Source organism: Caulobacter sp. GW821-FHT09B08 (assembly GCF_059418225.1).
In genome coordinates, this window is the sequence record NZ_JBWKPL010000009.1 from 137,263 (window position 1) to 160,487 (window position 23,225).

Below are 23,225 nucleotides of genomic sequence, written 5' to 3' on the forward strand. Positions count from 1 at the left end.
GCCGCTAGAGCCGCATGCACGCGAGGAGGAGAGACCCATGGCCATCCTGACCGGGACGTCCGGACCCGACACCCTGGTGGGCGGGGTCGATCCCGACATCATCGACGGCCTGGGCGCCGACGACCTGCTGGTGGGCGGCCTGGGCGACGACCAGATCAGCGGCGGCGACGGGAACGACACGCTCTGGGGCGGTCTGAACACGGCGACCGGCGTCCAGCCCAATGACGGCCACGACGTGCTGGACGGCGGAGCGGGCAGCGACACCGCCGTCTACACCTATGTCTACTCCCTGGTGACCCTCGACCTGCGCCTGAACGGCCAGGACCAGGACACCGGCGGCGGCGGGATCGACAAGCTGATCAGCATCGAGAACATCGTCGGGTCCGGCTATGCCGACTATCTGGTGGGCGACAACAACGCCAATGTGATCGACGGCGGGGCCGGCGACGACAACCTGTTCGGCTGGGGCGGCATCGACACGCTGCGGGGCGGGACCGGCAACGACGCCTACTGGGTGACCGATACGGGCGACATCATCGTCGAGCTGGCCGGCGAGGGCTTCGACACCGTCGCCTCGACCGCCTACCAGTACGCCCTGCCAGACAATATCGAGCAGCTGATCCTGGTGAACAGCAACAGCAGCTCGGCCTATATCGGCATCGGCAACGACCAGGCCAACCTGATCATCGGCAGCGCCTCGTACAACACCCTGCGGGGCATGGGCGGCGACGACGTCATCGACGGCGGGACCGGCGGCGACACCATGTACGGCGGAACCGGCAACGACACCTACTACGTGGAGGACGGCAGCGACCAGGTGATCGAGCTGGCCGGCGAAGGCTACGACACCGTGTACGCGCTGATCCCCTACACCCTGCCCACGACCGTGGAGGTCCTGACCCTGCTCGACGGCGGCGGCCAGCTCTACGGCTCCGGCAACGCCCTGGACAACGTGCTGCGCGGCAGCATCTACAACAACGTGCTGGACGGCAAGGTCGGCGCCGACACGATGATCGGCGGGCTGGGCGACGACGCCTACTGGGTCGACAACGCCGGCGACATCGTCACCGAGCTGAGCGGCGAGGGCTTCGACACCATCGCCTCGTCCATCAGCTTCGTCCTGCCGGCCAATGTCGAGCAGCTGATCCTGACGGGCATGGCCGCGAACGCCACGGGCAGCGCCGACGCCAACATGCTCAAGGGCAATGGCGTGGCCAACACCCTGACGGGGCTGGGCGGCGACGACGTCCTGGACGGCGCGGGCGGGGCCGACACCCTGGTGGGCGGCCAGGGCAACGACGCCTATTGGGTGGACAACGTCAACGACGTGATCACCGAGCTCTCCGGCGAGGGTTTCGACACCGTCGCCTCCAGCGTCAGCTACACCCTGTCGGCCAATGTCGAGCAGCTGTTCCTGCTGGGGGCGGCCACCGTGGCCACCGGCAACGCCATCGGCAACATGCTGACCGGCACCTCGGCCGACAACGTCCTGATCGGCGGGTTGGGCGACGACCGGCTGACAGGCGGGGCGGGGGCGGACCGCTTCTTCATGACCCCCGGCGACGGCCACGACCGCATCACCGACTTCGGCAACGGGGCCGACGCCATCGACGTGTCGGGCTACATCGACGCCAGCATCGGCTGGAGCAGCGTCCAGCAGGGCGCCGACACCCTGCTGACCTTCGCCAACGGCGACAGCGTGCTGCTCTACAACTACCTGCAGACCAACCTGCACCAGAGCGGGGACTACCTGCTGGCGTAGTGATGCGCGGTTTCCCTCCCCCTCGTGGGGAGGGTGGCCCTGGCGGAGCCAGGGTCGGGTGGGGTTACTGAGTCAGCAGGCCCCACCCGTCCGCTTCGCGTCCACCCTCCCCACAAGGGGGAGGGAATGTCCTGTCTTCACCCCAGCCCCGACGCATACGGCGTCAGCCCTTCGCCCAGCTCGGCGTTGCGGGTCTCGCGCTCGCGGGCGGCCGCCTCGTCGTAGAGGAACGGCAGGAAGGCGAAGCGGCGGCCGGCGGTGATCGGGTCGACCATGTGCAGCAGCGAGCACGAGAACACCACGGCCCCGCCGGTGGGGGCGCGGTAGCGGCGCGGGCCGAACTCGGGGAACGACAGGTCGCCGCCCTCGTAATCCTCGGCGTTGAGGTTGATGGTCACGGCGAAGCGGCGGTGGGCGGTGCCGGCGGTGGTGTTGTCGCGGTGGGCGCGGAAGTGCCCGCCGTCGGCGGCGTCGTAGCAGCCCACCAGATAGCGCTCCATGCGGCTGGCCTGGAACTGGAAGGCCTTGGCGACCTCGGGGGCCAGGCGGTCGCGGATCCGCACGGCGGCGGCGCTGCGCAGGGCCGGATCGGTCAGGTCGTGGTCGCTGCGGCGCTTGTGGGCGGCGTCGAGGATCAGCTGGGTCTTGCCGTCGACGTCGCGCATGAAGCCCGACTCCTGGCCGCCGTCGGCCTCGTAGGCGGCGATCAGTCGGCGGCACAGCTCGGGCTCGAACACCCGGGGCAGGATCAGGACCGGCGCGTGCAGGGCCACGCCCGCGTGGTCGGCCGGGGCGGGGGCGGCGGCCACGAAGTCCAGCATGGCGCGGGTCTCGGTGATCGGCGCGGTGAAGGCGCAGCGCAGCTGGGGGTCCAGCACCAGCCAGAACGGGCGGTAGTTGATCGGTCCCTTCGGCGCGGCCGGATCGGCCGTGGTGGCGCCGTAGAGCCGGCTGATGGCCAGGTCGTGGTCCCAGAACCAGCGCAGGCCCGGCAGGCTGTCGGCGACCCGGCCTTGCGCCTCGTCGGTGGGATCGATGCTGACTCCGAAGAACGAGGCCTTGATGTCGTCGAACAGCGCGCGCCGTTCGGTCAGCTCGGCCAGGGCGGCGGCGGACACCGGCTGCTGGGCCGAGCCGACGAAGCCCAGCACCACATAGCGCCCGGCGGCGGTGTGGAAGGTGAAGCGCGGATTGACGCTCGACCGCGCGGTGAACCACGGCGCGGGCTCGCCGACACGGGGACCGGGCAGGGCGGCGGGGGCGACGGAGGTGGGCGCGGCTGTGTCAGTCATCTTGCGGTGAACTTTGACCGGTTACGGGCGATTGAAAAGGCCTTCTCCCATAGGGAGAGGGAGGGGCCCGTCGCGAAGCGATGGGAGGGTGAGGGGTTACGAGGCCTGACGGCGTGCCGGCGCTCCGTCGGACACCGTAACCCCTCACCCCGACCCTCTCCCCATAGGAGAGGGGGCTCTAAGCCACCAGCACCACCTTGCCCACGTGCTCGCCCGCCTCGAGGTGGGCGTGGGCGGCGGCGGCGTCTTGCAGGGGGAAGGTGGCGTCGAGGATCGGCTTCAGCTGGCCCGCCGCGATCCACGGCCAGACCACGCGCTCGACCTCGGCGGCCAGGCGGGCCTTTTCGTCGGCGGGGCGGGGACGCAGGGTGGAGCCGGTGATCGTGGCGCGCTTCTGCATGATCTTCATCACCGGAACCTCCAGCACCGGCCCGGCCAGGGCGGCGATGTAGACGATGCGGCCGCCGATGTTCAGCGCGTCCAGGTTCTTTTCGAAATACGACGCCCCGACCATGTCCAGCACCACGTCGACCCCGCCGGCGGCCTTGGCCACGGCGGCGAAGTCCTCGGTCTTGGCGTCGACGGCGATGTCGGCGCCCAGGGCCTTGGCCTGAGCCTTCTTGTCCGCGCCGCGGCCGGTGGCGATCACCCGCGCGCCTTGCGCCTTGGCCATGGCGATCGCCGTTGTCCCGATACCGGACGTCCCACCATGAATCAGAACGGTCTCGCCAGGCTTGAGCATGCCGTGTTCGAACACATTGGCGTAGACGGTGAACACCGTCTCGGGCAGGGCCGCCGCATGGGCGAAATCGAACCCTTCGGGGATCGGCAAGGCGTGGCGGGCGTCGACCACGGCGTATTGGGCGTAGCCGCCGCCGCCCAGCAGGGCGCAGACCTTGTCGCCTTCCTTCCAGCGTCCGGCGCCGGTTACCACCTCGCCGGCGACCTCCAGCCCCAGGGTGGCCGGGGCGCCGGGCGGCGGGGGGTAGAAACCCAGGCGCTGCAACAGGTCGGGGCGGTTCACGCCCGCCGCGCGCACGCGGATCAGGATCTGGCCGGGACCCGCCTGCGGGCGCTCGACGGTCGTCGGATGCAGGGCGTCGGCGGGTCCCTTGCCCCCCTCCACGGCGATGGCGGTCATGGTCTCGGACATGGTCGAACATCCCGTGAGGCTTGCGTCCGGCCCTTGGTAGGCGTCTGATGGCGGATCGAAAAGGGGTCGAGCACAAGGGAGACCGATCCGATGCTGGAAGAACCGGTCGAGCCGCGCGCCTTCCGCGGCGACGCGCTGAACGCCACCACGCACGAAGATCTGGAAACGTACGGCGTGGCCGAGCTTGAGGAGCGGATCGAGGCGCTGGAGGCGGAGATCGCCCGCACCCGCGCCCAGCTCAGCAAGAAAAAGGCGGGTCGCGACGCGGCCAATGCGCTGTTTGGTCGCCTAGACTAACGATCGGTTTACGCTACAGGCGGACTCTCGGGTTCGCCTGACTCGGTTCGAACTTGGGGGGCGGTCGCGAAACGGGACGATCATGTCTGGCACGGGGGTTGCAGTCCCCCTGTCTGGCGAGACCCTCTCGCGGCCTTTCGAAGGGGCAGTAAGTAGCTATGACCGAGTTGAACGTGGCCCAGGCCCCCTGGCGCGCAGGCGTGATCCAGGATTTCGCCCGCTCCGAGCTGTTCGACCGTACGTTCGAGGAAGGCATGCAGCTGGTCGAGGAGACCGCCGCCTATCTGGACGGGGCCGGCCGCCACGACAGCAAGATCCTCTCGCGCAACGCCGCCCTGGCCTACGCCAGCGAAAGCATGCGCCTGACCACGCGCCTGATGCAGGTGGCCTCGTGGCTGCTGGTGCAGCGCGCCGTGAAGGAAGGCGAGATGGCGGCCCAGGACGCCTGCGCCGAGAACTACCGCCTGGGCCTGGAAGCCGGCGAACCCGCCGCCGTCGAGGACCTGCCCTTCGGTCTGGTCAACCTGCTGCAGCGCTCCGAGCGGCTGTACGAGCGGGTGCGTCACCTGGACAAGCGCATGTACGTCGAGGCCGGCGAGGTCGAGACCCCGCGCCCGGTGCAGGCCCACTTCGACCGCCTGAGCGCGGCGTTCGGGATCTAGGGTTTCCAGCCTCTTCCCCCTGCGGGGGAAGACGACCGCGAAGCGGTCCGTAGGGGGCAAGTGCTGGCCGCGCTAGCGCTGGCCTTTGTGCGCCTTGCCACCCCCTACTTGCCCCCACCTGGCGGCTGCGCCGCCTGTCCGCCCCCGTAGGGGGCGGATTAAACAGAAAAGGCCGGCCCGCGAACGCGGAACCGGCCTTTTGTCGCCCTTACGGCGAGAGCGTTCGGAACGCTTACTTCTTGGCGGTGAAGCCGGCGAACTTGGCGTTGAAGCGCGAGACGCGGCCGCCACGGTCCATCAGTTGGGCGTTGCCGCCGGTCCACGCCGGGTGCACGCGCGGATCGATGTCCAGCGCCAGGGTCGCGCCTTCTTTCCCGTAGGTCGAACGGGTCTGATAGGTCGAGCCGTCGGTCAGGGCGACGGTGATGAAGTGGTAGTCGGGGTGAATGTCTTGTTTCATCGGGCGATCCAACCGACTTGAAGCGGCGTGTGTGAAATTGGGGCGGGGGCCAAACCTTGCGGGTGGCTCTCGGAGACGCGCGGCTATAAAGAAAGCGCGCGAATTTGGCAAGGGTCTGTTGATGAGTGACGTGAACGCGGGCGAGATTTCGGCCGAGGGCAGGCCGAGCGCGGGCGCGGAGCTGGTCCAGACCCTGGCCGAGGCCGCCAACCGCCGGCCGCGCCGCAAGGACATCCGCCCGCTGGCCCACCTGCTGCCGTTCGTGCGCCGCCATATCGGCGACGCCGCCGCCGCCGGCTTCTTCCTGCTGTTCTCGACGGGCGCGAGCCTGGGCCTCACCGCCGCCTTCAAGGGCGTGATCGACAAGGGCTTCGCCAAGGGCTCGGGCGACGCGCTCAACAACGCCTTCCTGGGCCTGGCCGCCGTGGCCCTGGTGCTGGCCGTGGCCACGGCCCTGCGATTCTTCTTCGTCACGCGCCTGGGCGAGCGGGTGGTGGCGGACCTGCGCCGCGCCCTCTACGGCCACACCCTGACCCTGGACCCGGCCTTCTTCCTGAAGACCCGCACCGGCGAGGTGCTGTCGCGGATGACCACCGACATCACCATCATCGAGCAGCTGGTGGGCGCCAGCGTCTCGATCGCCCTGCGCAACAGTCTCAGCCTGATCGGCGGCCTGGGCTACATGGCCTTTGTCAGCCCCAAGCTCGCCGGCTTCATCGTGCTGCTGGTGCCCGTGATCCTGGCTCCGATCTTCCTTCTGGGCCGCAATGTGCGGAAGCTGTCGGTCACGGCTCAGGACAAGTTCGCCGACGCGGTGGGCTATGCCGGCGAGAGCCTGGACGCCCTGGACACCGTCCAGGCCTTCGGGCGCGAGGCCACGGCCGACAGCCGGTTCGGCGGGGCGGTGGAGACCGCCTACAAGGCCTCGGTGCGGCGCATCCAGGCGCGGGCCAGCATGACGGCGGTGGTTATGCTGCTGGCCTTCGGCGGCATCGCCCTGCTGCTGTGGGTGGGCGCGCACCTGGTGCTGTCGGGCGAGATGACCGGCGGCACCCTGGCCCAGTTCGCCCTCTTGGCCATCATGGCCGCCGGCTCGGTCGGCTCGCTGGGCGAGGTCTGGGGCGACGTCCAGAAGGCGGCCGGCGCCATGGAGCGCATCGCCGAACTGCTCAATTCCGAGCCCGGCATCGCCGCGCCGGACAAGCCCCAGACCCTGCCGGTCCCGGCGCGCGGGGCCATCGCCTTCGAGAACGTCACCTTCGCCTATCCCGGCCGTCCCGACCTGCCGGCCCTGAAGGGCTTCGACCTGACCGTGAAGCCCGGCGAGACCGTGGCCCTGGTCGGCCCCTCGGGGGCGGGCAAGAGCACCGTCCTGCGCCTGCTCCTGCGCTTCTACGATCCGCAAGAGGGGCTGGTGCGGCTGGACGGGGTGGACCTGCGCGACGCCGATCCCGGCCAGGTGCGCGAGCGCATGGCCCTGGTGGCCCAGGACAGCCCGCTGTTCTCCGGCTCGGCCCTGGACAACATCCGCTTCGGCCGCGAGGACGCCAGCGAGGCGCAGGCCCGCGCCGCCGCCGACGCGGCCCAGGCCACCGGCTTCATCACCGCCCTGCCGCAGGGCTTCGACACCCCGGTGGGCGAACGCGCCAAGACCCTGTCGGGCGGCCAGCGCCAACGCCTGGCCATCGCGCGCGCCCTGGTCCGCCAGGCCCCGATCCTGCTGCTGGACGAGGCCACCAGCGCCCTGGACGCCGAGAACGAGCGCCTGGTCCAGAAGGCCCTGCACGACGCCATGAGCGAGCGCACCACCCTGGTCATCGCCCACCGCCTGGCCACCGTGCTCAAGGCCGACCGCATCGTGGTCATGGAGGACGGCCGCGTGGTCGAGCAGGGCACCCACGCGGAATTGTCGGCCCAGGGCGGCCTCTACGCCAAGCTGGCGCGGCTGCAGTTCGGGGTGGAGGCGGCTTAGGGGGCGTCCTAAATCACTGTCATCCCGGACAAGCGCGAAGCGCGCCGATCCGGGACCGACCCGAAGTGCTGAGCTCAGGCGTCGGTCCCGGCTCTCCGCTTCGCTGCGGCCGGGATGACAGCTGAGATTCAGCGGTCCGGCGCCGGCTTGGATCCCGCCATTGACCCCTCCGCCGCAACCCGTGATGGTGCGGTCAAGCTTGCGTTCCAGGGTGTTTCGATGACCGACTTTCTTCTCCGCGCGATCAATCCCGTCCGGCCGCTGGAGACGGAAGGCGACGCCCTGGCCGCCGCCCGCGCCGGGGCGCTGGGGGCGTTCCTGACGGCGGTCGGAGGGGTGATCGGCGGCCTGATCATCCTGGCCACGGCCGACGCCTATCTGGCCCAGCTGCGCCAGACGGCCACGGCCATGTACGGCGCGGAGTCCGAGACGGCCCGGGCCAGCCTGGCGATGATGACGCCGGCCATGGTCTATTTCACCGTCGGCATGAGCCTGGTCGTCGCCGCCGTTTACGCCGTGCTCGGCGTGGTGCAGTGGCGCAAGCCCAACACCGTCATCCCGCTGCTGCTGGGCCTGTTCGCCGCCTATGGGCTGGTGATGTTCGTGGTCGGGCAGTTGAGCGGCTCGATGGCGGCCGCCAAGGTGCAGATCCCGATCTGGCGCCAGATCCTCAGCGTCGCCATCAGCGCGACGGCCGCGGTGCTGTTCTACAACGGCTTCCGAGGCGCCAACCGCCTGAGCAAGCTGCGCAACGCCGCCTCAGCCTGAGGCCTCCTCGCGCCGGATCACGTCCACGTGCTCCAGCTGCAGCTTGAGCGCGGCCAACGCCGGGTGGTCGGGCATGCCCTGGGTCTGGGCCCAGGCGATCACCACCTCCAGCGCCTCGCCGATGCGACCCAGCTGGCGGCCGTAGCTGCCGACCTCGTCGAGCACCCGCGCCTCGACGCCGGGCGCGCCCGACTTGCCCAGATTGATCGTGAACAGGCTGAAGTCGCCGAAGGTCCAGGACCACGGATTGATCGTCTGGGTCAGCTTGCGGGGCGCGAGGGCGAGCTGGAAGTCGGGCATGGCGGGGCTCCGGGGAGGATGGTCCAGTATCAACGCTGGGCTGTGTCTCGGCTTGGGACATCTTCCGGGATGGGGTGACAATCGTGTGTGCGCTTAACCGGTAGGCGCCGAACCTTCTTTCACACCGTCATCCCGGGCCTTGTGCCCGGGACCCCTGGTTCAGCTGGCATGTGAGATGCGTTGGCGCGCCGGCGCGCCACCCTCCGCACCTGCGGCGGACAGAGGGGTCCCGGGCACAAGGCCCGGGATGACGGCCGAGAAAAAAGGGACGATCAGGCCGCCGCCCGCCCTTCCAGCCGGTCCAGGTCGACGCCCAGCCGCGCGCGCAGTTCCTCCCGCCCGACCGCCGTCAGGCGCGCCGCCCGGCTGCCGGCCACGGTCTCGATCCAGCCCAGCGCCACCATCCGCGCCAGGAAGGCCACGCCCAGCGGGCCGGCCAGGTGGTGGCGGCGTTCGGTCCAGTCCAGGCACTGGCGGGCCTGACCGCGCTTGGAGCGCAGGGCGGAGAGATCCAGGCCAAGGTCCTCGAACCAGGCCCGGCCCTCGGGGGGGACCACATAGAGCTTGTCGTCGGCCTCGCACAGCAAGCCCCGGCCCACCAGGGCGTCGGTCACGGCGATGCCCAGTCGGCCGGCCAGGTGGCCGTAGCAGCAGCGGCCCTCGCGCAGGGCGCGGGCCTGGGGCGAGCGGGGCTGCTCCAGGCTGCGGACCGGGGCGGCCAGCACGGCCAGGGCCTCGAGCGCGTGGGCGACCTCGGCGTTGGCCAGGCGGTAGTAGCGGTGGCGACCCTCGCGCTCGACCCGGATCAGCCCGCCGTCGACCAGCTTGGCTAGGTGGTTGCTGGCCGCCTGGGCGGAAAGGCCCGCCGCCCAGGCCAGGGCTCCGGCCGGCTGGGCGCGCCCGTCCATCAGCGCCTGCAGCATGGCCGCCCGGCCGGGATCGCCGATCAGGGCGGCGGGGGAGGCGATGTTGGGCTCCATGGGCAACCTCACTCAAATCCCAACATCCCGGCCTTCGCCGGGATGTTGCGAGTATAGGGAGCTGGCGCCGCGAATGCTTCAGCCATCGCTGTAACATCCGGCGCCGAACCGGGCGAAGATCGGCGCCATGACCCGAGTCGCCCTCCCGCCCCGCCTGCCGCTGATCCTGACCGCCGCCAGCTTCGGGTTCACCATCGTCCAGCTGGACGTGACCATCGTCAACGTGGCCCTGGACGCCATCGGGCGCGAGTTCGGGGCGCCGACGGCCAGCCTGCAATGGGTGGTCGACGCCTATACCCTGCTGCTGGCGGCCCTGCTGCTGAGCGCCGGGGCCTTGGGCGACCGGTTCGGGCCGCGCCGGGCGTTCTTGGCCGGGATCGTGCTGTTCGCGGTGTCGTCGGCGGCCTGTGGCCTGGCCCAGTCGAGCCTGCAGCTGATCCTGTCGCGCGCGGTGCAGGGGGCGGCCGCCGCCCTGCTGGTGCCGCCGTCCCTGGCCCTGATCGCCCATGCCGCCGCCGGCGACGACAAGGCCCGGTCCTGGGCCGTGGGCTGGTGGACGGCCTCGGGCGGTGTCTCCATCGCCGCCGGGCCGGTGATCGGGGGCCTGCTGATCGGGGCCTTCGGCTGGCGCTGGGTGTTCCTGGTCAATCTGCCCCTGTGCCTGGCCGCCCTGGCCCTGACGCTGCTGTACGTGCCCGAGGTGCCGCCGCGCGAGAAGCGGCCGCTGGACCTGCCGGGCCAGGCCCTGGCCTTCGCGGCCCTGACCTGCCTGGTCGGGGCGGTCATCGAGGGCGGCCACAGGGGCTGGAGCGATCCGCTGGTCCTGGGGGCGCTCCTCGCCGGCCTGGGGGCCGTGGCGGCCTTCCTGGCGGTCGAGACGCGCAGCGCCCATCCGGCCGTGCCCCTGGACGTCTTTCGCGCCCGAATGGTGTGGTCGGCGGTGGTGGTCGGGGTGGCGGTGAACTTCACCTATTACGGGGTGATCTTCGTGCTGGGCCTCTTCCTTCAGCGGTCGGCCGGCTACGACGTGCTGCACGCGGGCCTGGCCTTCCTGCCGCTGACGGCCACCTTCATCGTCGCCAACCTGCTGAGCGGCCGGGTGGTCCAGCGCTTCGGCCCGGCGCGGACCATGGCCGGCGGGGTGATCGTGGCCGCCATCGGCTACGCCCTGACCAGCCGCCTGACCCCGTCGACGCCGTTCTGGCTGATGGTCCTCGGCTTCCTGCTGATCCCCGGCGGCATGGGCACGGCCGTGCCGACCATGACGTCCGCCCTGCTGGCCAACGTCGACCGCCACTTCTCGGGCACGGCCTCGGGCGTGCTCAACGCCTGCCGCCAGGCGGCGGGGGCGGCGGGGGTGGCGGTGATGGGCGCCCTGGCGGCGGGCGGGCCCGAGCGGATCGCGGCGGGGCTGAAGGCCTCGGGCGTGATCGCCGCCGTCGTGCTGCTGGGGACGGCCTTCGTGGCCTGGCGCAGCGAGGGAAGACGCACGGCTTGACCTGAGGGCGACCCGGCGGCCTGCTGGGCGCGGAGATTCGCCGCTTCCCCCGAGGTCCCCCATGCGCAAGTCCAACAAACGGCCCACGGCTTTCGTGCTGGTCTCGACCAACCACGGCAGCATGCTGGTCAACCGCCACGACTACCGGATTGTGGACGAGGGCGGCTACGGCGTGGGCCATCAGCTGCTGGAGACCTCGTCGTTCGACCAGGAAGAGGTCGACGTGGTGCTGCAACTGCTGGAAATGCGCCGCGCCCATTTCGGGACCGGGGTGATGGCCCTGGACTGCGGGGCGAACCTGGGCGTCCACACCATCGAATGGGCCCAGTTCATGTACGGCTGGGGCGAGGTCCTGGCCTTCGAGGCCCAGGAGCGGGTGTTCTACGCCCTGGCCGGCAACATCGCCCTGAACAACTGCTTCAACGCCCGGGCCATCTGGGCGGCCGTGGGCCAGGAGCGCGGCGTCATCCCTGTGCCGGCCCCCGACTATTTCAGCCCCTCCAGCTTCGGCAGCCTGGAGATCCGCCAGACCGATCGCACCGAGTTCATCGGCCTGGAGATCGACTATTCCCCGGCCGGCACCATCGCCACCCGGCTGATGCCCATCGACGACCTGGGCCTGACGCGGCTGGACTTCATGAAGATCGACGTCGAGGGCATGGAGATCGACGCCCTGATGGGCGCCCGCGCCACCATCGAGGCCTGCCGTCCGATCATGCTGATCGAGCACATCAAGAGCGACAAGGCCGCCCTGTGGGCCTGGCTGGACGCGGCGGGCTACACGGTGTTCGAGGTGGGGATCAACCTGCTGGCCGTGCACGAGAGCGACCCGGCCAAGGGGCTGATCAGCGCGGGGTGAGGGCGGGGAGGGACGCGACGCCCCCTCCGTCGGGCTTCGCCCGCCACCTCCCCCGTTGCACGGGGGAGGAGAAGGTTCGCACGATTTCCTCCTCACCCGTGAAACGGGGGAGGTGGCGCGATGCGAATACGCATCGTGACGGAGGGGGCGTCCCGGCCGCCGCCCTAGTCCTTCTCCCCTTGCGGGAGAAGGTGTCGGCCGAAGGTCGACGGATGAGGGGTCTCGCAAACGAAAACCGCCGCGACCGGCCTTTCGGCTGATCGCGGCGGCTCTGTCTTTCAGCCCCTCATCCGACCGCTTCGCGGCCACCTTCTCCCGCAAGGGGAGAAGGGAAGAGTAGGCGCCTTAAACCAGCGCCCCGTGGCAGTGCTTGAACTTCTTGCCCGAGCCGCACGGGCAGGCGCCGTTGCGGGCCGTGTATTCCCAGCCTTCCGGCAGGACCGAGACCGGCAGGGCCTCGCGCTGCTGGGGCGACAGGCCCTCGGGAAGCGCGCCGGCGACGGCGACGTTCTCGCCGCTCAGCGGGTCCAGGTGGATCGGCGTCAGGCCCTCGGGCGTGTGCAGCGGCTCGGGCTCGGCATAGGCGATCTCGACCGTCATCAGCCAGCGGGTGGTGTTGGTGCGCAGGTCGCCCAAGAGCTTCTCGAACAGCGAGAAGGCCTCGGTCTTGTACTCGTTCAGCGGATCGCGCTGGCCGTAGCCGCGCAGGCCGATGACGTTGCGCAGGTGGTCCAGGTGCATCAGGTGCTCGCGCCACTGCAGATCGATCATCTGCAGCAGGAAGTTCTTCTCCACCGAGCGCATCTGCTCGGGGGTGATGATCTCTTCGCGCTGGGCGGCGTATTCGTCGGCGGCCTTGTTGAGGCGCTCGCGCATCTCCTCGTCGCCGAAGCCTTCCTCGGCGGCCCATTCCTTCAGCGGCAGGGTCAGGCCCAGGACCGACTGGACGCGCTCGTCCAGGCCCTCGATGTCCCACTGCTCGGCATAGGCCTTGGGCGGCATGAAGCGGGCGACGAAGTCGTCGACCACGTCGTGGCGCATCTCGTGGATGATCTCGGAGAGGTCGGTCGACTCCATGAACTCCTGGCGCTGCTCGAACACGGCCTTGCGCTGGTCGTTGACGACGTCGTCGTACTTCAGGAGGTTCTTGCGGATCTCGTAGTTGCGCTGCTCGACGCGCTTCTGGGCGGTGGCGATGGCGTTGTTCAGCCACTTGTGGGTGATCGCCTCGCCTTCCTGGACGCCGAAGGTGCGCATGATCGCGTCCAGGCGCTCGCCGGCGAAGATGCGCAGAAGGTCGTCTTCGCACGACAGGAAGAACTTGCTGCGGCCCGGGTCGCCCTGACGGCCGGTGCGGCCGCGCAGCTGGTTGTCGATGCGGCGGCTTTCGTGGCGCTCGGTGCCCAGCACGAACAGGCCGCCGGCGGCCAGGGCCTGGGCCTTGGCGCCGCTGATCTCGGCTTCCAGCTCGGCCTTCTGGGCCAGTTCGTCCTCGTGGGTCGGGGTGATGCCCAGGCCCTTCTGCTGCTGGCGCCAGTTGGCCAGGCGCATCTCGACATTGCCGCCCAGCTGGATGTCGGTGCCGCGGCCGGCCATGTTGGTGGCGATGGTCACCGCGCCGGGCACGCCCGCGTCGGCCACGATGCCGGCTTCCTGCTCGTGGAAGCGGGCGTTCAGCACCTGGTGCGGAATGCCCTTGTGCTTCTTGCCTTCCCATTCCCAGGCGTAGGTCGACAGGAGCTTGGACAGCTCTTCGGACTTCTCGATCGACACGGTGCCCACCAGGATCGGCTGGCCGCGCGCGTGACAGTCGGTGATCTGCTTGAGGATCGAGTCGTTCTTCTCGCGCTCGGTGCGATAGACCTCGTCGTCGTCGTCGATGCGCTGGACCGGACGGTTGGTCGGGATTTCGCTGACGCCCATCTTGTAGATGTCGTCGAATTCCTGGGCCTCGGTGGCGGCCGTGCCGGTCATGCCGGCCAGCTTGCCGTAGAGGCGGAAGTAGTTCTGGATCGTCACCGAGGCCAGGGTCTGGTTCTCGGGCTGGACGTCGGCGCCTTCCTTGGCCTCGATGGCCTGGTGCAGGCCTTCCGAGAGGCGGCGGCCGCTCATCATCCGGCCGGTGAACTCGTCGATCAGGATCACCTCGCCGTCCTTGACGATGTAGTCCTTGTCGAGCGTGTAGAGCACGTTGGCGCGCAGGGCCTGGTTGATGTGGTGCACCACCGAGATGTTGGCGGCGTCGTAGAGGCCCGCCGAGTCCTCGGCCAGGTGGCCGCCGGCGATCAGCATCTCCTCGACGATCTCCTGGCCTTCCTCGGTGAGGATGACCTGCTTCTGCTTCTCGTCGTGGTCGAAGGTGGTCTTGTCCTTGATGAGTTCCTTCACCAGGACGTCGATGGTCTTGTAGAACTCGCTGCGGTCCTCGGTCGGGCCCGAGATGATCAGCGGGGTGCGGGCCTCGTCGATCAGGATCGAGTCCACTTCGTCGACGATCACGTAGTGGTGGCCGCGCTGGACCATTTCCTCGACGCTGTAGACGAGGTTGTCGCGCAGATAGTCGAAGCCGAACTCGTTGTTGGTGCCGTAGGTGATGTCGCTGCGATAGGCGCGCTGGCGCTCGCCCTGGCTGAGGCCATTGACGATCACGCCGTACGACAGGCCCAGGAAGTTGTGGATCTGGCCCATCCACTCGGCGTCGCGCTTGGCCAGGTAGTCGTTCACGGTGATGACGTGGACGCCCTTGCCCTCGAGCGCGTTCAGGTAAGTGGGCAGGGTGGCGACCAGGGTCTTGCCCTCGCCGGTGCGCATTTCCGAGATGCCGCCGCCGTGCAGCACCATGCCGCCCACCATCTGGACGTCGAAGTGGCGCATGCCCAGCACGCGCTTGCCGGCCTCGCGGACCACGGCGAAGGCTTCGACCAGGAGGTCGTCCAGCGTCTCGCCCTTGGCCAGGCGGGCCTTGAACTCGTCGGTCTTGGCCTTGAGCTGGTCGTCGGACAGCGCGGCGTATTCCGGCTCCAGGGCGTTGATCTTCGCCACCTTGGCGGACATCGCCTTGACCTTGCGTTCGTTGGAAGAGCCGAAGAGCTTTTTGGCGAAGCCGAGCATGAAGAGGGGGTTCCGGAGCGGTGTCTGTGAGGCCGGCGCTAGGGCTTGAAGGCCTTCACTACGGTAAATTAAGAGGGCCAGGACGCTGGCGAAACCAGCGCCCAGGGCGCGCGCGGAGACTTAAGCACCGCCCCTGCGGGTGTCAACGCGAGGCGGGCCGTCGCGGGGGCCGTAACGGCGGGTTTGGCGTGGAAGTTGGCGCTTTAAGGCGCTGCGGTGAAGGTTGGTTCCCGTGAAGCGCGCCGTTCTTCTCCCTTCCCCCTTGATGGGGGAAGGGCCGGGGATGGGGGTGACCCACCGGGCCGGCGACGGCGCGCGGCTTTTGACGCCGCACCACCCCCACCCCTGCCCCTCCCCCATCAAGGGGGAGGGGATTGTCTGGGTTTGCGCGAACCTGTTTCCCCTTGCCCGTAAACCGCGCTAGAGCCCTGAACGGGATTTTGCCGGAGATCGGCCACAGATGAATATGGGTAAGCCTCGCGCGTACGGCCTCGCCGCCGCCCTGGTCCTGAGTTTGCTGGTCGCCGCCTGCGGGCGCGACAAGACCGACGAGCGTCCGCCCGAGCCGGGCGACACCGCCGTGGCCCGGGTCGACGGCCACACCGTCTGGGCCAGCGACGTCAAGCGCGAGGCGGTGGCGCAAGGCCTGATCAGCGAGGGCGAGCCGCTGGACATCGGCTCGGACCTTTTCCGCCAGCGCCTGGACGAGGTGATCGACCAGAAGCTGCTGGCCGCCGAGGCGCTGAAGCAAAAGCTGGACAAGGACCCCGTCGCCCAGCGCCGCCTGGCCGCCGCCCGTGAGCGCATCCTGGGCGACATGCTGGTCGAGAACGTCGTGGAGAAGGCGGTCAACGAGAACGCCATCCGCGGCCTCTATGCCGAGCAGCAGAAGCTGTCCAAGCGCAGCGAGGAGATCCGCGCCCGCCAGATCCTGGTGGCCAGCCAGGCTGACGGCGAGGCGGTCAAGAAGCTGCTGGCCGCCGGCGCCTCGTTCGACGCCCTGGCCATGGAGCGCTCGACCGATCCGGCCACCCGCTTCAACGGCGGCGATCTCGGCTACTTCACCGTCGACGTCATGCCCGCCGCCTATGCCGGCGCCCTCAAGGACGCCCAGAAGGGTGCCCTGGTCGGCCCGTTCCAGACCGACGGCGGCTGGGCCGTGCTGCGCGTCGAGGACAAGCGCTTGGAGGAACCGATCACCCTGGAGGCCGCCCGGCCGCAGATCGTCCGCTTTCTCACCTACGATCAGGTCCGCGACCTGCTGGAAAAGCTGCGCGGCGCCTCCAAGGTCGAGATGCTGACCGGCAAGCCGCAGGACGTGCCCGGCGCGCCCCAGGAGCCGGCCTCGGCGCCTCCGGGCTCGGGCTCGACCGCCTCCGACCTCCCTTCCGACCTCGACGGCGCGCCGCCCGCCTCGGCGCCCGCCGCTCCAGCTGCGGCCAAGAAGCCATGACCAAGACCCCCCCAAACCCTGGCAAGAAGCCGGCCGCCAAGGCCGCCGCCCCCAAGAAGACGACTGCTCCCAAGGCGTCCGCCGCCCCGTCGCCGACCCCCGCCGAGATCGTCGGCCAGGGCGTGGCCAGCGTCGGCCAGACCCTGGAACGCGCCCTGGTCGACCCGCTGACCGCCGCCCTCAAGCGCGCCGGTTTGCGCCGCGCCCAGAAGGACGCCAGCCAGGGCTCGCCGGAAGCCGTCCAGGCCGCCAAGCCCGCCGCCGCGCCGAAGGCCGGCGCTCCGGGCAAGCCGGGCCTGGCCGTCTCGCCCCTGGCCGTGCCGTTCCCGACCATCCCGCCGATCCCGGGCGTGGAGATCGCCACCGGCCGCGCCGGCTTCTACAAGCACGACCGCGAGGACATGCTGCTGATGCGCTTCGCCGAGGGCACCAGCGCGGCCGGCGTCTTCACGCGCCACGCCGTCGGCTCGGCCCCGGTCGACTGGTGCAAGCGCCAGCTGGCCGCTTCGGGCGGGGCGGACGTTCGCGCCCTGGTGGTCAACGCCGGCTGCGCCAACAGCTTCACCGGCAAGCCCGGCGCCGACGCCGTGCGCCGCGTGGCCACGGCCGTGGGCAAGCGCTTCGACTGCCGCCAGCGCGACGTGATGATGGCCTCCACCGGCGTGATCGGCGTGATCCTGGACGACAGCAAGATCACCTCGAACCTGCGCCTGGTGGAACAGGGCCTGACCGAGGACGCCTGGGCCGGCGCCGCGGCGGCGATCATGACCACCGACACCTTCCCGAAGGGGGCCTACGCCACGGCCCTGATCGACGGGCACGAGGTGCGCATCGCCGGCATCGCCAAGGGCTCGGGCATGATCGCGCCCGACATGGCCACCATGCTGGCCTTCGTGGCCACCGACGCGGCCATCGCCCCGGCAGCCCTGCAGACCCTGGTCAGCCTCTACACCCGCACCACCTTCAACTGCGTGACGGTGGACGGCGACCGCTCGACCAACGACACGCTCCTCCTGTTCGCCACCGGCCAGTCGGGCGCGCCCAAGATTCACCGGGCCGGCGACAAGCGCCTGGCCGACTTCCGCGAGAAGCTGGAGGCGGTGCTGCTGGACCTGGCCCTGCAACTGGTCCGCGACGGCGAGGGGGCGACCAAGTTCGTCAAGATCACCGTCAACGGCGCCGAGAGCCCGCTGTCGGCCCGCAAGATCGCCCGCACCATCGCCGAGAGCCCCCTGGTCAAGACCGCCTTCGCCGGCGAGGACGCCAATTGGGGCCGCATCGTCATGGCCGTGGGCCGCGCCGACGAGCCGGTCAACCGCGAGAAGCTCAGCGTCAAGTTCGGCGACCTCTTCGCCGCCCGCGACGGCCTGGTCTCGGCCGAATACGACGAGGCCAAGATGAGCGCCTATGTGAAGCGCCAGGAGTTCGAGGTCTCGGTGGACGTCGGCGTCGGCAAGGGCTCGTCCACGGTGTGGACCTGCGACCTGACCAAGCAGTACGTGGCGATCAACGGGGATTATCGGTCCTGATCGGGGAGGGGGGCATGGCGCCGATGTTCAAGCCGTTCACGCGCTATCTGCAGTTTCAGGGACGAGCGGGGCGAGCCGAGTTCTGGCAGTTCGTGTTGCTCTACTTCATCGTCGCGTTCGCAGGCATGGCGATCGGCAGTTCGCTGGTTTTCGCCACGGATGTCGGCTCCGTCGGTTTCGTGTTCGTGTCGCTGATCTGGCTTGTCTTCATTCCGCCGATGGTGGCGGTCACGGTCCGTCGCCTGCATGACTGCGACCGTAGCGGCTGGTGGATCCTTCTCAGTTTCGTGCCCTTGGGAGCGCTGGTGCTCTTGGTGCTGTTCTATATTCGACAGGGCACGCAAGGGCCCAATCGCTTCGGACCCGATGAGCGGGCGTTAGCTGAGGCGGTGGCCTAGTCCTATGTCCGACACCCCCCTGAACCTCGCCGAAATCGCCCATGCCTGCCGCGAGGCGGGCTATGTGGTGGCCGAGATCGACCGTGGCCTGGAGGTCTCCGGGGCCGAGGACGGCGGGGCCTTCTACCTGTTCCCCGAGGGCGACTGGCTGCAGGTGCGCTGCCAGGTGTTCGACCAGGACGACCTGGACCAGGCCCGCGACCTGACCGCCCTGTTCGAGACCCTGGCCCGCGCCCAGTTCCGCCTGATCGGCTGCCGGTTCGGCTTCGACGTGCTGACCGGCCTGTGGCTGATCGCCGACCTCTATCCGGGCTTCGAGCCCGAGCGCCTGCCCGCCGTGCTGGAACAGCTGGCCTTCGTCTGGGGCTCGCTGGGCGATGTGCTGGACGCGGCCCTGAAAGGCGAGGTGGTCGACGAGGTGACCCTGGACGCGGCCTTCGAGCTGGAGCCGGACGGCAAGCCGAACTGAGGGGGCAAATGCTCCCCCTCAGGGGGAGCTGTCGCGGAGCGACTGAGGGGGTCTTGCGGCATCGGCGGTGAAACCCCCTCCGGCCCTCTGGGCCACCTCCCCCAGAGGGGGAGGATTTAGGGTCTACCCTCCGATCGGCGCCATGCCTTCGTGGAGCTCGATCCGCACGATGCGATTGAACTGTTCCGCCACGCCCGCCTGGCCCGGTGCGAAGGGGGCGGGGCCTTTGCGGACTGACAGGAAGCGTTCGCCCGGGGGCAGGCCGAGGTCGGCGAGGGCCCGTCCGACCGTGGCCGCCCGTTCGAGCGCCAGGCCCTGCCGGCCCCTGGACAGCTCCAACCCGTCAACGCCGCCGATGACGTGGCACCACATGTCGCGCGACGTCGGGCCGGTCCGCGATCCCTCGAAATAGGTCTTGGCCTCCCGGATTTTCGCCAGGGCCTCGGGCGACAGGTCGGCGGAGCCCGGCGCGAAGAAGACCCGGAATTCCGGATAGCCCCAGGTCGTGGCGTTCGCGGCCGTCGGCGCGGCGGCCAAGGCGCCCAGCAGCAGGCCGATCCCCGTGCGGCGGCTGATCCCTATCGTCCGATCCGTCATCGTCCCCCGCTTGGCGCAAGCCCGCATCCGCCCCGGATGGGGCCACGCCCTGAAGCCTTGGTGGATCGGAGCTCTGTCGTCTGGCCGTGTCAATGATGACAGAGCAGGCTCGCCTCCAAGGTTTCAAGGCGCGGCCTCGCCGCTGCGGGCGGAGGTCGGGAGGGGACCGGTCTCGCTGGACGGCGCCCCGCGAACCTGCGCTAATTCTCGCGATACGTGCATTCAGGGGCTCAGATCAATGCTTCCAGGCGCCAGGCCGCCCTTCAACGCCACGCCCGTGACGACGCCGGTCGGCGCGCTGGTCGCCTATGCCGGCCCGGTCGCCACGCCGGACGGTCCGCCGGGACCGGTGATCGAGAGCATGGGATGGATGCCGTGCGACGGCCGCGCGTTGGTGGTCGCCGAGTACCCCCAACTGTTCGCGGTGATCGGCTATCAGTACGGCGGGTCGGACGGGACCTTCCAGATCCCGGATCTGAGCGGGGCCTTCGCGGCCGATCCGGCCCGCATCAGCTATCTGATCCGCTTCGTCTAGCTAGAGCCGTCCGCGCCGGCCGCCCTTCAGCTTCTCCAGCGCCCGGCGGGCGTGTTCAGCCTGAGCCGCCTGCGGCCGAAGAGGGGGACACACACGCGCTTCGAGGCTTTCGGCAGGTTCGGCGAGGTCTTGCCGCGCGTGTGTGTCCCCTTCGTCGTCCCCGGCCTTGGCCGGGCGGGGCTGCGGCACGACTTGCGCCACCTTGCGGGCCATGGCGGCTAGTTCGCCGATGGCTTTGGCCCGGTCGCGGACCTGCTTGATCTCGGCGGGATCGAGGCTGTGCTCCAGGATCGCCCAGAGCGCGTCGATGGCGGCCATGAGCTTGGTTTGCAGGGCCTGGCTCCAGCGGGAGGCAGGGGTGAGGGCGGTGAGGGCGAGGGCTTGGGTCATGCCGATAGTGTGCGGCCGTTCCGGAGGCCGCTGATAAGAAACGTACGTTTTCGTGTAAGGTATTGAATTGACTGAAGTCTGTCTCGGCGGGAGCGGGGATAGACGGCCGGGGGCATGCACTCGTGCGTGTCCCCAATCCCATTCCCGACGGTTCGACGGGAGCATCTGCGCCAAGCGTCTGGGGACACGCACGAGTGCATGTCCCCGGCCGAGTCCCCTGTGGATAACTTCCCCGCCGCCGCACACCGTCGCACCCGGCTTGAAACCGCCGTCTCAATCGCGTTCTCATGCCCCCGCACCCCGGGGGAGACGCCGCGTTTGACCGAAGCCTTGATCGTTCGCGGCCTGGACAAGACCTTCGCCAAGCCGGCGGTCATGGATCTGGACCTGACCGTCCATGCCGGCGAGCTCTATGCCCTGCTGGGTCCCAACGGGGCGGGCAAGACCACCACCCTGCGGATGGTCGCGGGGCTGACCAAGCCCGACAAGGGCGAGATCCGCATCTTCGGCATCGACGCGCGGGCGCAGCCGGCCGCCGCCAAGGCGATCACCGCCTGGGCCCCAGACGAGGCCATGGTCTACGACAAGCTGACCCCGCTGGAATATCTGGAGTTCGTCGCGGGCCTGTGGAACGTCGAGCCCAAGGCCGCCAAGGCCCGGGCCGAGGACCTGCTGTCGCGCCTGGGCCTGGCCCACGAGGCGCGCACCCGCTGCGAGGGCTTTTCGCGCGGCATGAAGCAGAAGGTGGCCCTGGCCGGCGCCCTGATCCACGACCCCAAGCTCTTGATCCTGGACGAGCCGCTGACGGGCCTGGACGCCGCCGCCGCCCGCCTGGTCAAGGACATGCTGCAGGAGCGGGTCGACGCCGGCGGCACGGTGATCCTGACCACCCACATCCTGGAGGTCGCCGAGCGCATGGCCGACCGCATCGGCATCATCGCCGGCGGGCGGCTGCTGGCCGAGGGCACCTTGGACGCCCTCCGGGCCAAGGCGGGGGAAGGCCGGGGCGGCTCGACCCTGGAGGACGTCTTCCTGGAGCTGACCGCCGCCGATGGGGCGTCGGGGGGCGCGTCGCGGGGGGCGCCGGCGTGAGGCTGGTCGCGCCCGGCTCGATCCCCTGGCTGCTGGCCCACGAGATGCGGATCTACTGGCGCAACTTCCGGGGCGGCCGGGCCGGCAAGGGCGCGCGCGGCCTGATCGGCCTCTGCGTCGTGGCCGTGATGCTGGTCAGCTTCGGCGTGCTGGCGGCCCTGGGGCTGCACGACCACCAGATCCCCATCGACCCGCTGTCGGTCAGCCTGGCGGCCCTGGGCAGCGCGGTGGTCTTCACCCTGATGCTGTCCCAGACCCTCAGCGCCTCCAGCGAGGCCCTGTACGAGCGCAACGACCTGGACCTGTTGTTCTCCTCGCCCATCGGCCCGGCCAAGGTGCTGTTCGTGCGCTCGTTGGGCGTGGCCGGCGGGGTGATCACCCTCTTCGCGGTGGTGGTGACGCCCCTGCTGCTGCCGTCGGTGATCTGGGGGCATCCGGGGTGGATCGGCCTCCTGGGCGTGCTGGGGGCCCTGGCCCTGGCGGCGACGGCGGCCGGGTTGCTGCTGGCCATGGGCCTCTTCGCCCTGATCGGTCCGCGCCGCACCCGCACCGTGGCCCAGGTGATGGCGGCCCTGGTGGGCGCGGCCTTCTTCCTGGTCAGCCAGGCCCGCACCATCCTGGGCGAGCAGCGCAGCACCAGCCTGTTCGCCGAGATCACCCGCGAGGCCCACGAGGGCCGGCTGCGGCCGCCGCCCGTCGCCGCCCTGCCGCTGCGGGCCATGCTGGGCGAGCCCCTGCCGCTGCTGGCCCTGCTGGCGGTCTCGGCCGCCCTGTTCGCCCTGGCGACCCTGGCCCTGGGCCGGCGGTTCTCGGACGCCGCGGCCGCCACCCAGGGCAAGACCGCCGCGCGTCCCGTCCGGACCGGAGGCGGCTCGCGGGTGTTCGCCGCCGGGCCGTTCCTGGCCACCCTGCGCAAGGAGCTTCTGCTGATCGGCCGCGACGCGGCGCTGCTGTCGCAGGTGCTGCTGCGGGTGCTGTACCTGATCCCCACCGCCCTGGTGTTGAGCCGCAACGCCGCCCACGGGACCGACGCGGCCCTGGCCGGCGGGGCCGGGGTGGTGGCCTTCCTGGCCGGGCAGCTGGCCGGGAGTCTCGCCTGGATCACCCTGTCGGCCGAGGAGACGCCCGACCTCCTGGCCGTGTCGCCCGCCGGCGTGGCCACCCTGCGGCGGGCCAAGCTGACGGCGGCCTGGATCCCGGTGGCCCTGTTCCTGGCCCTGCCCATAGCGGTCCTGACCTGGTTCGCCCCGGCCGCCGGCGCCTGGACCGCCCTGGGCGCGGCCCTGGCGGCCTGGAGCAGCGGGCAGATCAACATCTGGCACCAGCGGCCGGGCAAGCGCTCGGACTTCCGGCGGCGCAGCGGGGCCAGCTGGATGGCCACCATCGCCGAAATGCTGGTCTCGGCCCTGCTGGCGGGGGCCACCGGCATCGCCGTGGCCGGCTTCTGGCTGTGGGCCCTGATCCCGCTGGTCCTGGCCGCCCTGACCCTGCTCAGCCTGCGGCGCAGCGACGCCCAGATCGCGCGCAACCTGAGAACGCGCTGACCGGCGAACACGCCCGACTTGCGAACATGGTAAAGCTTGGATTAGGGTTTTACCCGATTGCGCGACAAACCGTCGCGGCTAGGCTCATCCGTGGGTCGGGGTTG

The 23,225-nt window shown here is 70.0% G+C and carries 22 protein-coding genes and 1 pseudogene; 14 read left to right on the forward strand and 9 right to left on the reverse strand.

Annotated elements, in window-relative coordinates:
* Positions 1 to 37 precede the first annotated feature (37 nt).
* Positions 38 to 1,762: a calcium-binding protein gene (locus tag AC07OA_RS22020; protein WP_494665967.1), complete on the forward strand. Its 1,725-nt coding sequence runs from the start codon at positions 38 to 40 to the stop codon at positions 1,760 to 1,762.
* A gap of 137 nt (positions 1,763 to 1,899) precedes the next feature.
* Here AC07OA_RS22020 and AC07OA_RS22025 read toward each other — a convergent pair whose 3' ends face one another.
* The 3 genes and pseudogenes from AC07OA_RS22025 to AC07OA_RS22035 form a co-directional block, all read right to left on the reverse strand.
* Positions 1,900 to 3,054 carry a 2OG-Fe(II) oxygenase gene (locus AC07OA_RS22025; protein ID WP_494665968.1) on the reverse strand — a complete coding sequence of 385 codons (1,155 nt, stop codon included), beginning with the start codon at positions 3,052 to 3,054 and terminating at the stop codon, positions 1,900 to 1,902.
* Between the two features lie 43 nt (positions 3,055 to 3,097).
* Positions 3,098 to 3,202 (reverse strand): annotated as a pseudogene (locus tag AC07OA_RS22030) (hypothetical protein); the annotation flags it as partial.
* A 30-nt stretch (positions 3,203 to 3,232) separates the two neighbouring features.
* Entirely contained in the window at positions 3,233 to 4,207 is a 975-nt protein-coding gene (locus AC07OA_RS22035; protein WP_494665969.1) for an NAD(P)H-quinone oxidoreductase, read from the reverse strand.
* 90 nt (positions 4,208 to 4,297) lie between these two features.
* Between AC07OA_RS22035 and AC07OA_RS22040 the strand changes: the two genes are divergently transcribed.
* Positions 4,298 to 4,504: a DUF1192 domain-containing protein gene (locus AC07OA_RS22040; protein WP_494665970.1), complete on the forward strand. Its 207-nt coding sequence runs from the start codon at positions 4,298 to 4,300 to the stop codon at positions 4,502 to 4,504.
* A 158-nt stretch (positions 4,505 to 4,662) separates the two neighbouring features.
* Positions 4,663 to 5,166 (forward strand): protease adaptor protein RcdA, encoded by a 504-nt coding sequence (gene rcdA, locus AC07OA_RS22045; RefSeq protein ID WP_494665971.1) that lies wholly within the window; start codon positions 4,663 to 4,665, stop codon positions 5,164 to 5,166.
* Between the two features lie 232 nt (positions 5,167 to 5,398).
* Here the strand turns inward: rcdA and rpmE are convergent, their stop codons facing one another.
* Positions 5,399 to 5,626, reverse strand: a complete 228-nt coding sequence (gene rpmE / locus AC07OA_RS22050; RefSeq protein ID WP_494665972.1) for a 50S ribosomal protein L31 — start codon at positions 5,624 to 5,626, stop codon at positions 5,399 to 5,401.
* A gap of 118 nt (positions 5,627 to 5,744) precedes the next feature.
* Here rpmE and AC07OA_RS22055 point away from each other — a divergent pair, with 118 nt between their 5' ends.
* Both AC07OA_RS22055 and AC07OA_RS22060 read left to right on the forward strand, forming a co-directional pair.
* Positions 5,745 to 7,598: an ABC transporter transmembrane domain-containing protein gene (locus tag AC07OA_RS22055; RefSeq protein WP_494665973.1), complete on the forward strand. Its 1,854-nt coding sequence runs from the start codon at positions 5,745 to 5,747 to the stop codon at positions 7,596 to 7,598.
* Between the two features lie 219 nt (positions 7,599 to 7,817).
* Positions 7,818 to 8,366, forward strand: a complete 549-nt coding sequence (locus tag AC07OA_RS22060) for a hypothetical protein (RefSeq protein WP_494665974.1) — start codon at positions 7,818 to 7,820, stop codon at positions 8,364 to 8,366.
* Here AC07OA_RS22060 and AC07OA_RS22065 read toward each other — a convergent pair.
* Together AC07OA_RS22065 and AC07OA_RS22070 are read right to left on the reverse strand one after the other, a co-directional pair.
* Positions 8,358 to 8,666: a hypothetical protein gene (locus tag AC07OA_RS22065; protein ID WP_494665975.1), complete on the reverse strand. Its 309-nt coding sequence runs from the start codon at positions 8,664 to 8,666 to the stop codon at positions 8,358 to 8,360. The two genes, AC07OA_RS22060 and AC07OA_RS22065, sit on opposite strands and share 9 nt — an antisense overlap.
* A 272-nt stretch (positions 8,667 to 8,938) precedes the next feature.
* Complete coding sequence (locus tag AC07OA_RS22070; protein WP_494665976.1) at positions 8,939 to 9,646, reverse strand: ArsR/SmtB family transcription factor; 708 nt, start codon at positions 9,644 to 9,646, stop codon at positions 8,939 to 8,941.
* Positions 9,647 to 9,773: 127 nt separating this feature from the next.
* On the opposite strand from AC07OA_RS22070, the gene AC07OA_RS22075 reads away from it, so the two are divergent.
* Together AC07OA_RS22075 and AC07OA_RS22080 are read left to right on the forward strand one after the other, a co-directional pair.
* Entirely contained in the window at positions 9,774 to 11,144 is a 1,371-nt protein-coding gene (locus AC07OA_RS22075) for an MFS transporter (protein ID WP_494665977.1), read from the forward strand.
* Between the two features lie 61 nt (positions 11,145 to 11,205).
* Positions 11,206 to 12,003 carry an FkbM family methyltransferase gene (locus AC07OA_RS22080; RefSeq protein WP_494665978.1) on the forward strand — a complete coding sequence of 266 codons (798 nt, stop codon included), beginning with the start codon at positions 11,206 to 11,208 and terminating at the stop codon, positions 12,001 to 12,003.
* Positions 12,004 to 12,348: 345 nt separating this feature from the next.
* On the opposite strand, the gene secA is transcribed toward AC07OA_RS22080, so the two are convergent.
* Positions 12,349 to 15,114 carry a preprotein translocase subunit SecA gene (gene secA, locus AC07OA_RS22085; RefSeq protein WP_494665979.1) on the reverse strand — a complete coding sequence of 922 codons (2,766 nt, stop codon included), beginning with the start codon at positions 15,112 to 15,114 and terminating at the stop codon, positions 12,349 to 12,351.
* A 460-nt stretch (positions 15,115 to 15,574) separates the two neighbouring features.
* On the opposite strand from secA, the gene AC07OA_RS22090 reads away from it, so the two are divergent.
* The 4 genes from AC07OA_RS22090 to AC07OA_RS22105 are packed head-to-tail and all read left to right on the forward strand — an operon-like array spanning position 15,575 to position 18,963.
* A complete protein-coding gene (locus AC07OA_RS22090) occupies positions 15,575 to 16,567 on the forward strand; it encodes a peptidylprolyl isomerase (protein ID WP_494665980.1) in 993 nt (330 codons plus the stop codon).
* The gene (argJ, locus tag AC07OA_RS22095; protein ID WP_494665981.1) at positions 16,564 to 18,096 is read left to right on the forward strand and encodes a bifunctional glutamate N-acetyltransferase/amino-acid acetyltransferase ArgJ; all 1,533 of its coding nucleotides are present in this window, start codon (positions 16,564 to 16,566) and stop codon (positions 18,094 to 18,096) included. The genes AC07OA_RS22090 and argJ overlap by 4 nt, the downstream gene beginning before the upstream one ends.
* A gap of 14 nt (positions 18,097 to 18,110) precedes the next feature.
* The gene (locus tag AC07OA_RS22100) at positions 18,111 to 18,494 is read left to right on the forward strand and encodes a DUF805 domain-containing protein (protein ID WP_494665982.1); all 384 of its coding nucleotides are present in this window, start codon (positions 18,111 to 18,113) and stop codon (positions 18,492 to 18,494) included.
* Between the two features lie 4 nt (positions 18,495 to 18,498).
* On the forward strand, positions 18,499 to 18,963 hold the full coding sequence (locus tag AC07OA_RS22105; protein WP_494665983.1) for a hypothetical protein: 465 nt from the start codon (positions 18,499 to 18,501) through the stop codon (positions 18,961 to 18,963).
* A gap of 123 nt (positions 18,964 to 19,086) precedes the next feature.
* Here AC07OA_RS22105 and AC07OA_RS22110 read toward each other — a convergent pair whose 3' ends face one another.
* Positions 19,087 to 19,560: an OmpA family protein gene (locus AC07OA_RS22110; RefSeq protein WP_494665984.1), complete on the reverse strand. Its 474-nt coding sequence runs from the start codon at positions 19,558 to 19,560 to the stop codon at positions 19,087 to 19,089.
* Between the two features lie 238 nt (positions 19,561 to 19,798).
* Here AC07OA_RS22110 and AC07OA_RS22115 point away from each other — a divergent pair, with 238 nt between their 5' ends.
* Positions 19,799 to 20,095, forward strand: coding sequence for a phage tail protein (locus tag AC07OA_RS22115; protein WP_494665985.1), 297 nt, complete (start codon positions 19,799 to 19,801; stop codon positions 20,093 to 20,095).
* On the opposite strand, the gene AC07OA_RS22120 is transcribed toward AC07OA_RS22115, so the two are convergent.
* Positions 20,096 to 20,485: a hypothetical protein gene (locus AC07OA_RS22120; RefSeq protein ID WP_494665986.1), complete on the reverse strand. Its 390-nt coding sequence runs from the start codon at positions 20,483 to 20,485 to the stop codon at positions 20,096 to 20,098. It abuts the gene before it with no gap.
* 375 nt (positions 20,486 to 20,860) lie between these two features.
* On the opposite strand from AC07OA_RS22120, the gene AC07OA_RS22125 reads away from it, so the two are divergent.
* Together AC07OA_RS22125 and AC07OA_RS22130 are read left to right on the forward strand one after the other, a co-directional pair.
* Positions 20,861 to 21,577, forward strand: coding sequence for an ABC transporter ATP-binding protein (locus AC07OA_RS22125; RefSeq protein ID WP_494666053.1), 717 nt, complete (start codon positions 20,861 to 20,863; stop codon positions 21,575 to 21,577).
* Positions 21,574 to 23,121, forward strand: coding sequence for a hypothetical protein (locus AC07OA_RS22130; protein WP_494665987.1), 1,548 nt, complete (start codon positions 21,574 to 21,576; stop codon positions 23,119 to 23,121). Before AC07OA_RS22125 ends, AC07OA_RS22130 begins: the two co-directional genes overlap by 4 nt.
* Positions 23,122 to 23,225: the final 104 nt, after the last annotated feature.

Coding starts and splice junctions, on each gene's coding strand:
- AC07OA_RS22125 (WP_494666053.1), top strand. CDS start 20,861: ATGGATCTGGACCTGACCGTCCATGCCGGCGAGCTCTATGCCCTGCTG.
- AC07OA_RS22110 (WP_494665984.1), bottom strand. CDS start 19,560: ATGACGGATCGGACGATAGGGATCAGCCGCCGCACGGGGATCGGCCTG.
- AC07OA_RS22040 (WP_494665970.1), top strand. CDS start 4,298: ATGCTGGAAGAACCGGTCGAGCCGCGCGCCTTCCGCGGCGACGCGCTG.
- AC07OA_RS22060 (WP_494665974.1), top strand. CDS start 7,818: ATGACCGACTTTCTTCTCCGCGCGATCAATCCCGTCCGGCCGCTGGAG.
- AC07OA_RS22090 (WP_494665980.1), top strand. CDS start 15,575: ATGAATATGGGTAAGCCTCGCGCGTACGGCCTCGCCGCCGCCCTGGTC.
- AC07OA_RS22065 (WP_494665975.1), bottom strand. CDS start 8,666: ATGCCCGACTTCCAGCTCGCCCTCGCGCCCCGCAAGCTGACCCAGACG.
- AC07OA_RS22020 (WP_494665967.1), top strand. CDS start 38: ATGGCCATCCTGACCGGGACGTCCGGACCCGACACCCTGGTGGGCGGG.
- AC07OA_RS22115 (WP_494665985.1), top strand. CDS start 19,799: ATGCTTCCAGGCGCCAGGCCGCCCTTCAACGCCACGCCCGTGACGACG.
- AC07OA_RS22100 (WP_494665982.1), top strand. CDS start 18,111: ATGGCGCCGATGTTCAAGCCGTTCACGCGCTATCTGCAGTTTCAGGGA.
- AC07OA_RS22105 (WP_494665983.1), top strand. CDS start 18,499: ATGTCCGACACCCCCCTGAACCTCGCCGAAATCGCCCATGCCTGCCGC.
- argJ (WP_494665981.1), top strand. CDS start 16,564: ATGACCAAGACCCCCCCAAACCCTGGCAAGAAGCCGGCCGCCAAGGCC.
- AC07OA_RS22035 (WP_494665969.1), bottom strand. CDS start 4,207: ATGTCCGAGACCATGACCGCCATCGCCGTGGAGGGGGGCAAGGGACCC.
- AC07OA_RS22080 (WP_494665978.1), top strand. CDS start 11,206: ATGCGCAAGTCCAACAAACGGCCCACGGCTTTCGTGCTGGTCTCGACC.
- rpmE (WP_494665972.1), bottom strand. CDS start 5,626: ATGAAACAAGACATTCACCCCGACTACCACTTCATCACCGTCGCCCTG.
- AC07OA_RS22075 (WP_494665977.1), top strand. CDS start 9,774: ATGACCCGAGTCGCCCTCCCGCCCCGCCTGCCGCTGATCCTGACCGCC.
- AC07OA_RS22025 (WP_494665968.1), bottom strand. CDS start 3,054: ATGACTGACACAGCCGCGCCCACCTCCGTCGCCCCCGCCGCCCTGCCC.
- AC07OA_RS22120 (WP_494665986.1), bottom strand. CDS start 20,485: ATGACCCAAGCCCTCGCCCTCACCGCCCTCACCCCTGCCTCCCGCTGG.
- secA (WP_494665979.1), bottom strand. CDS start 15,114: ATGCTCGGCTTCGCCAAAAAGCTCTTCGGCTCTTCCAACGAACGCAAG.
- rcdA (WP_494665971.1), top strand. CDS start 4,663: ATGACCGAGTTGAACGTGGCCCAGGCCCCCTGGCGCGCAGGCGTGATC.
- AC07OA_RS22070 (WP_494665976.1), bottom strand. CDS start 9,646: ATGGAGCCCAACATCGCCTCCCCCGCCGCCCTGATCGGCGATCCCGGC.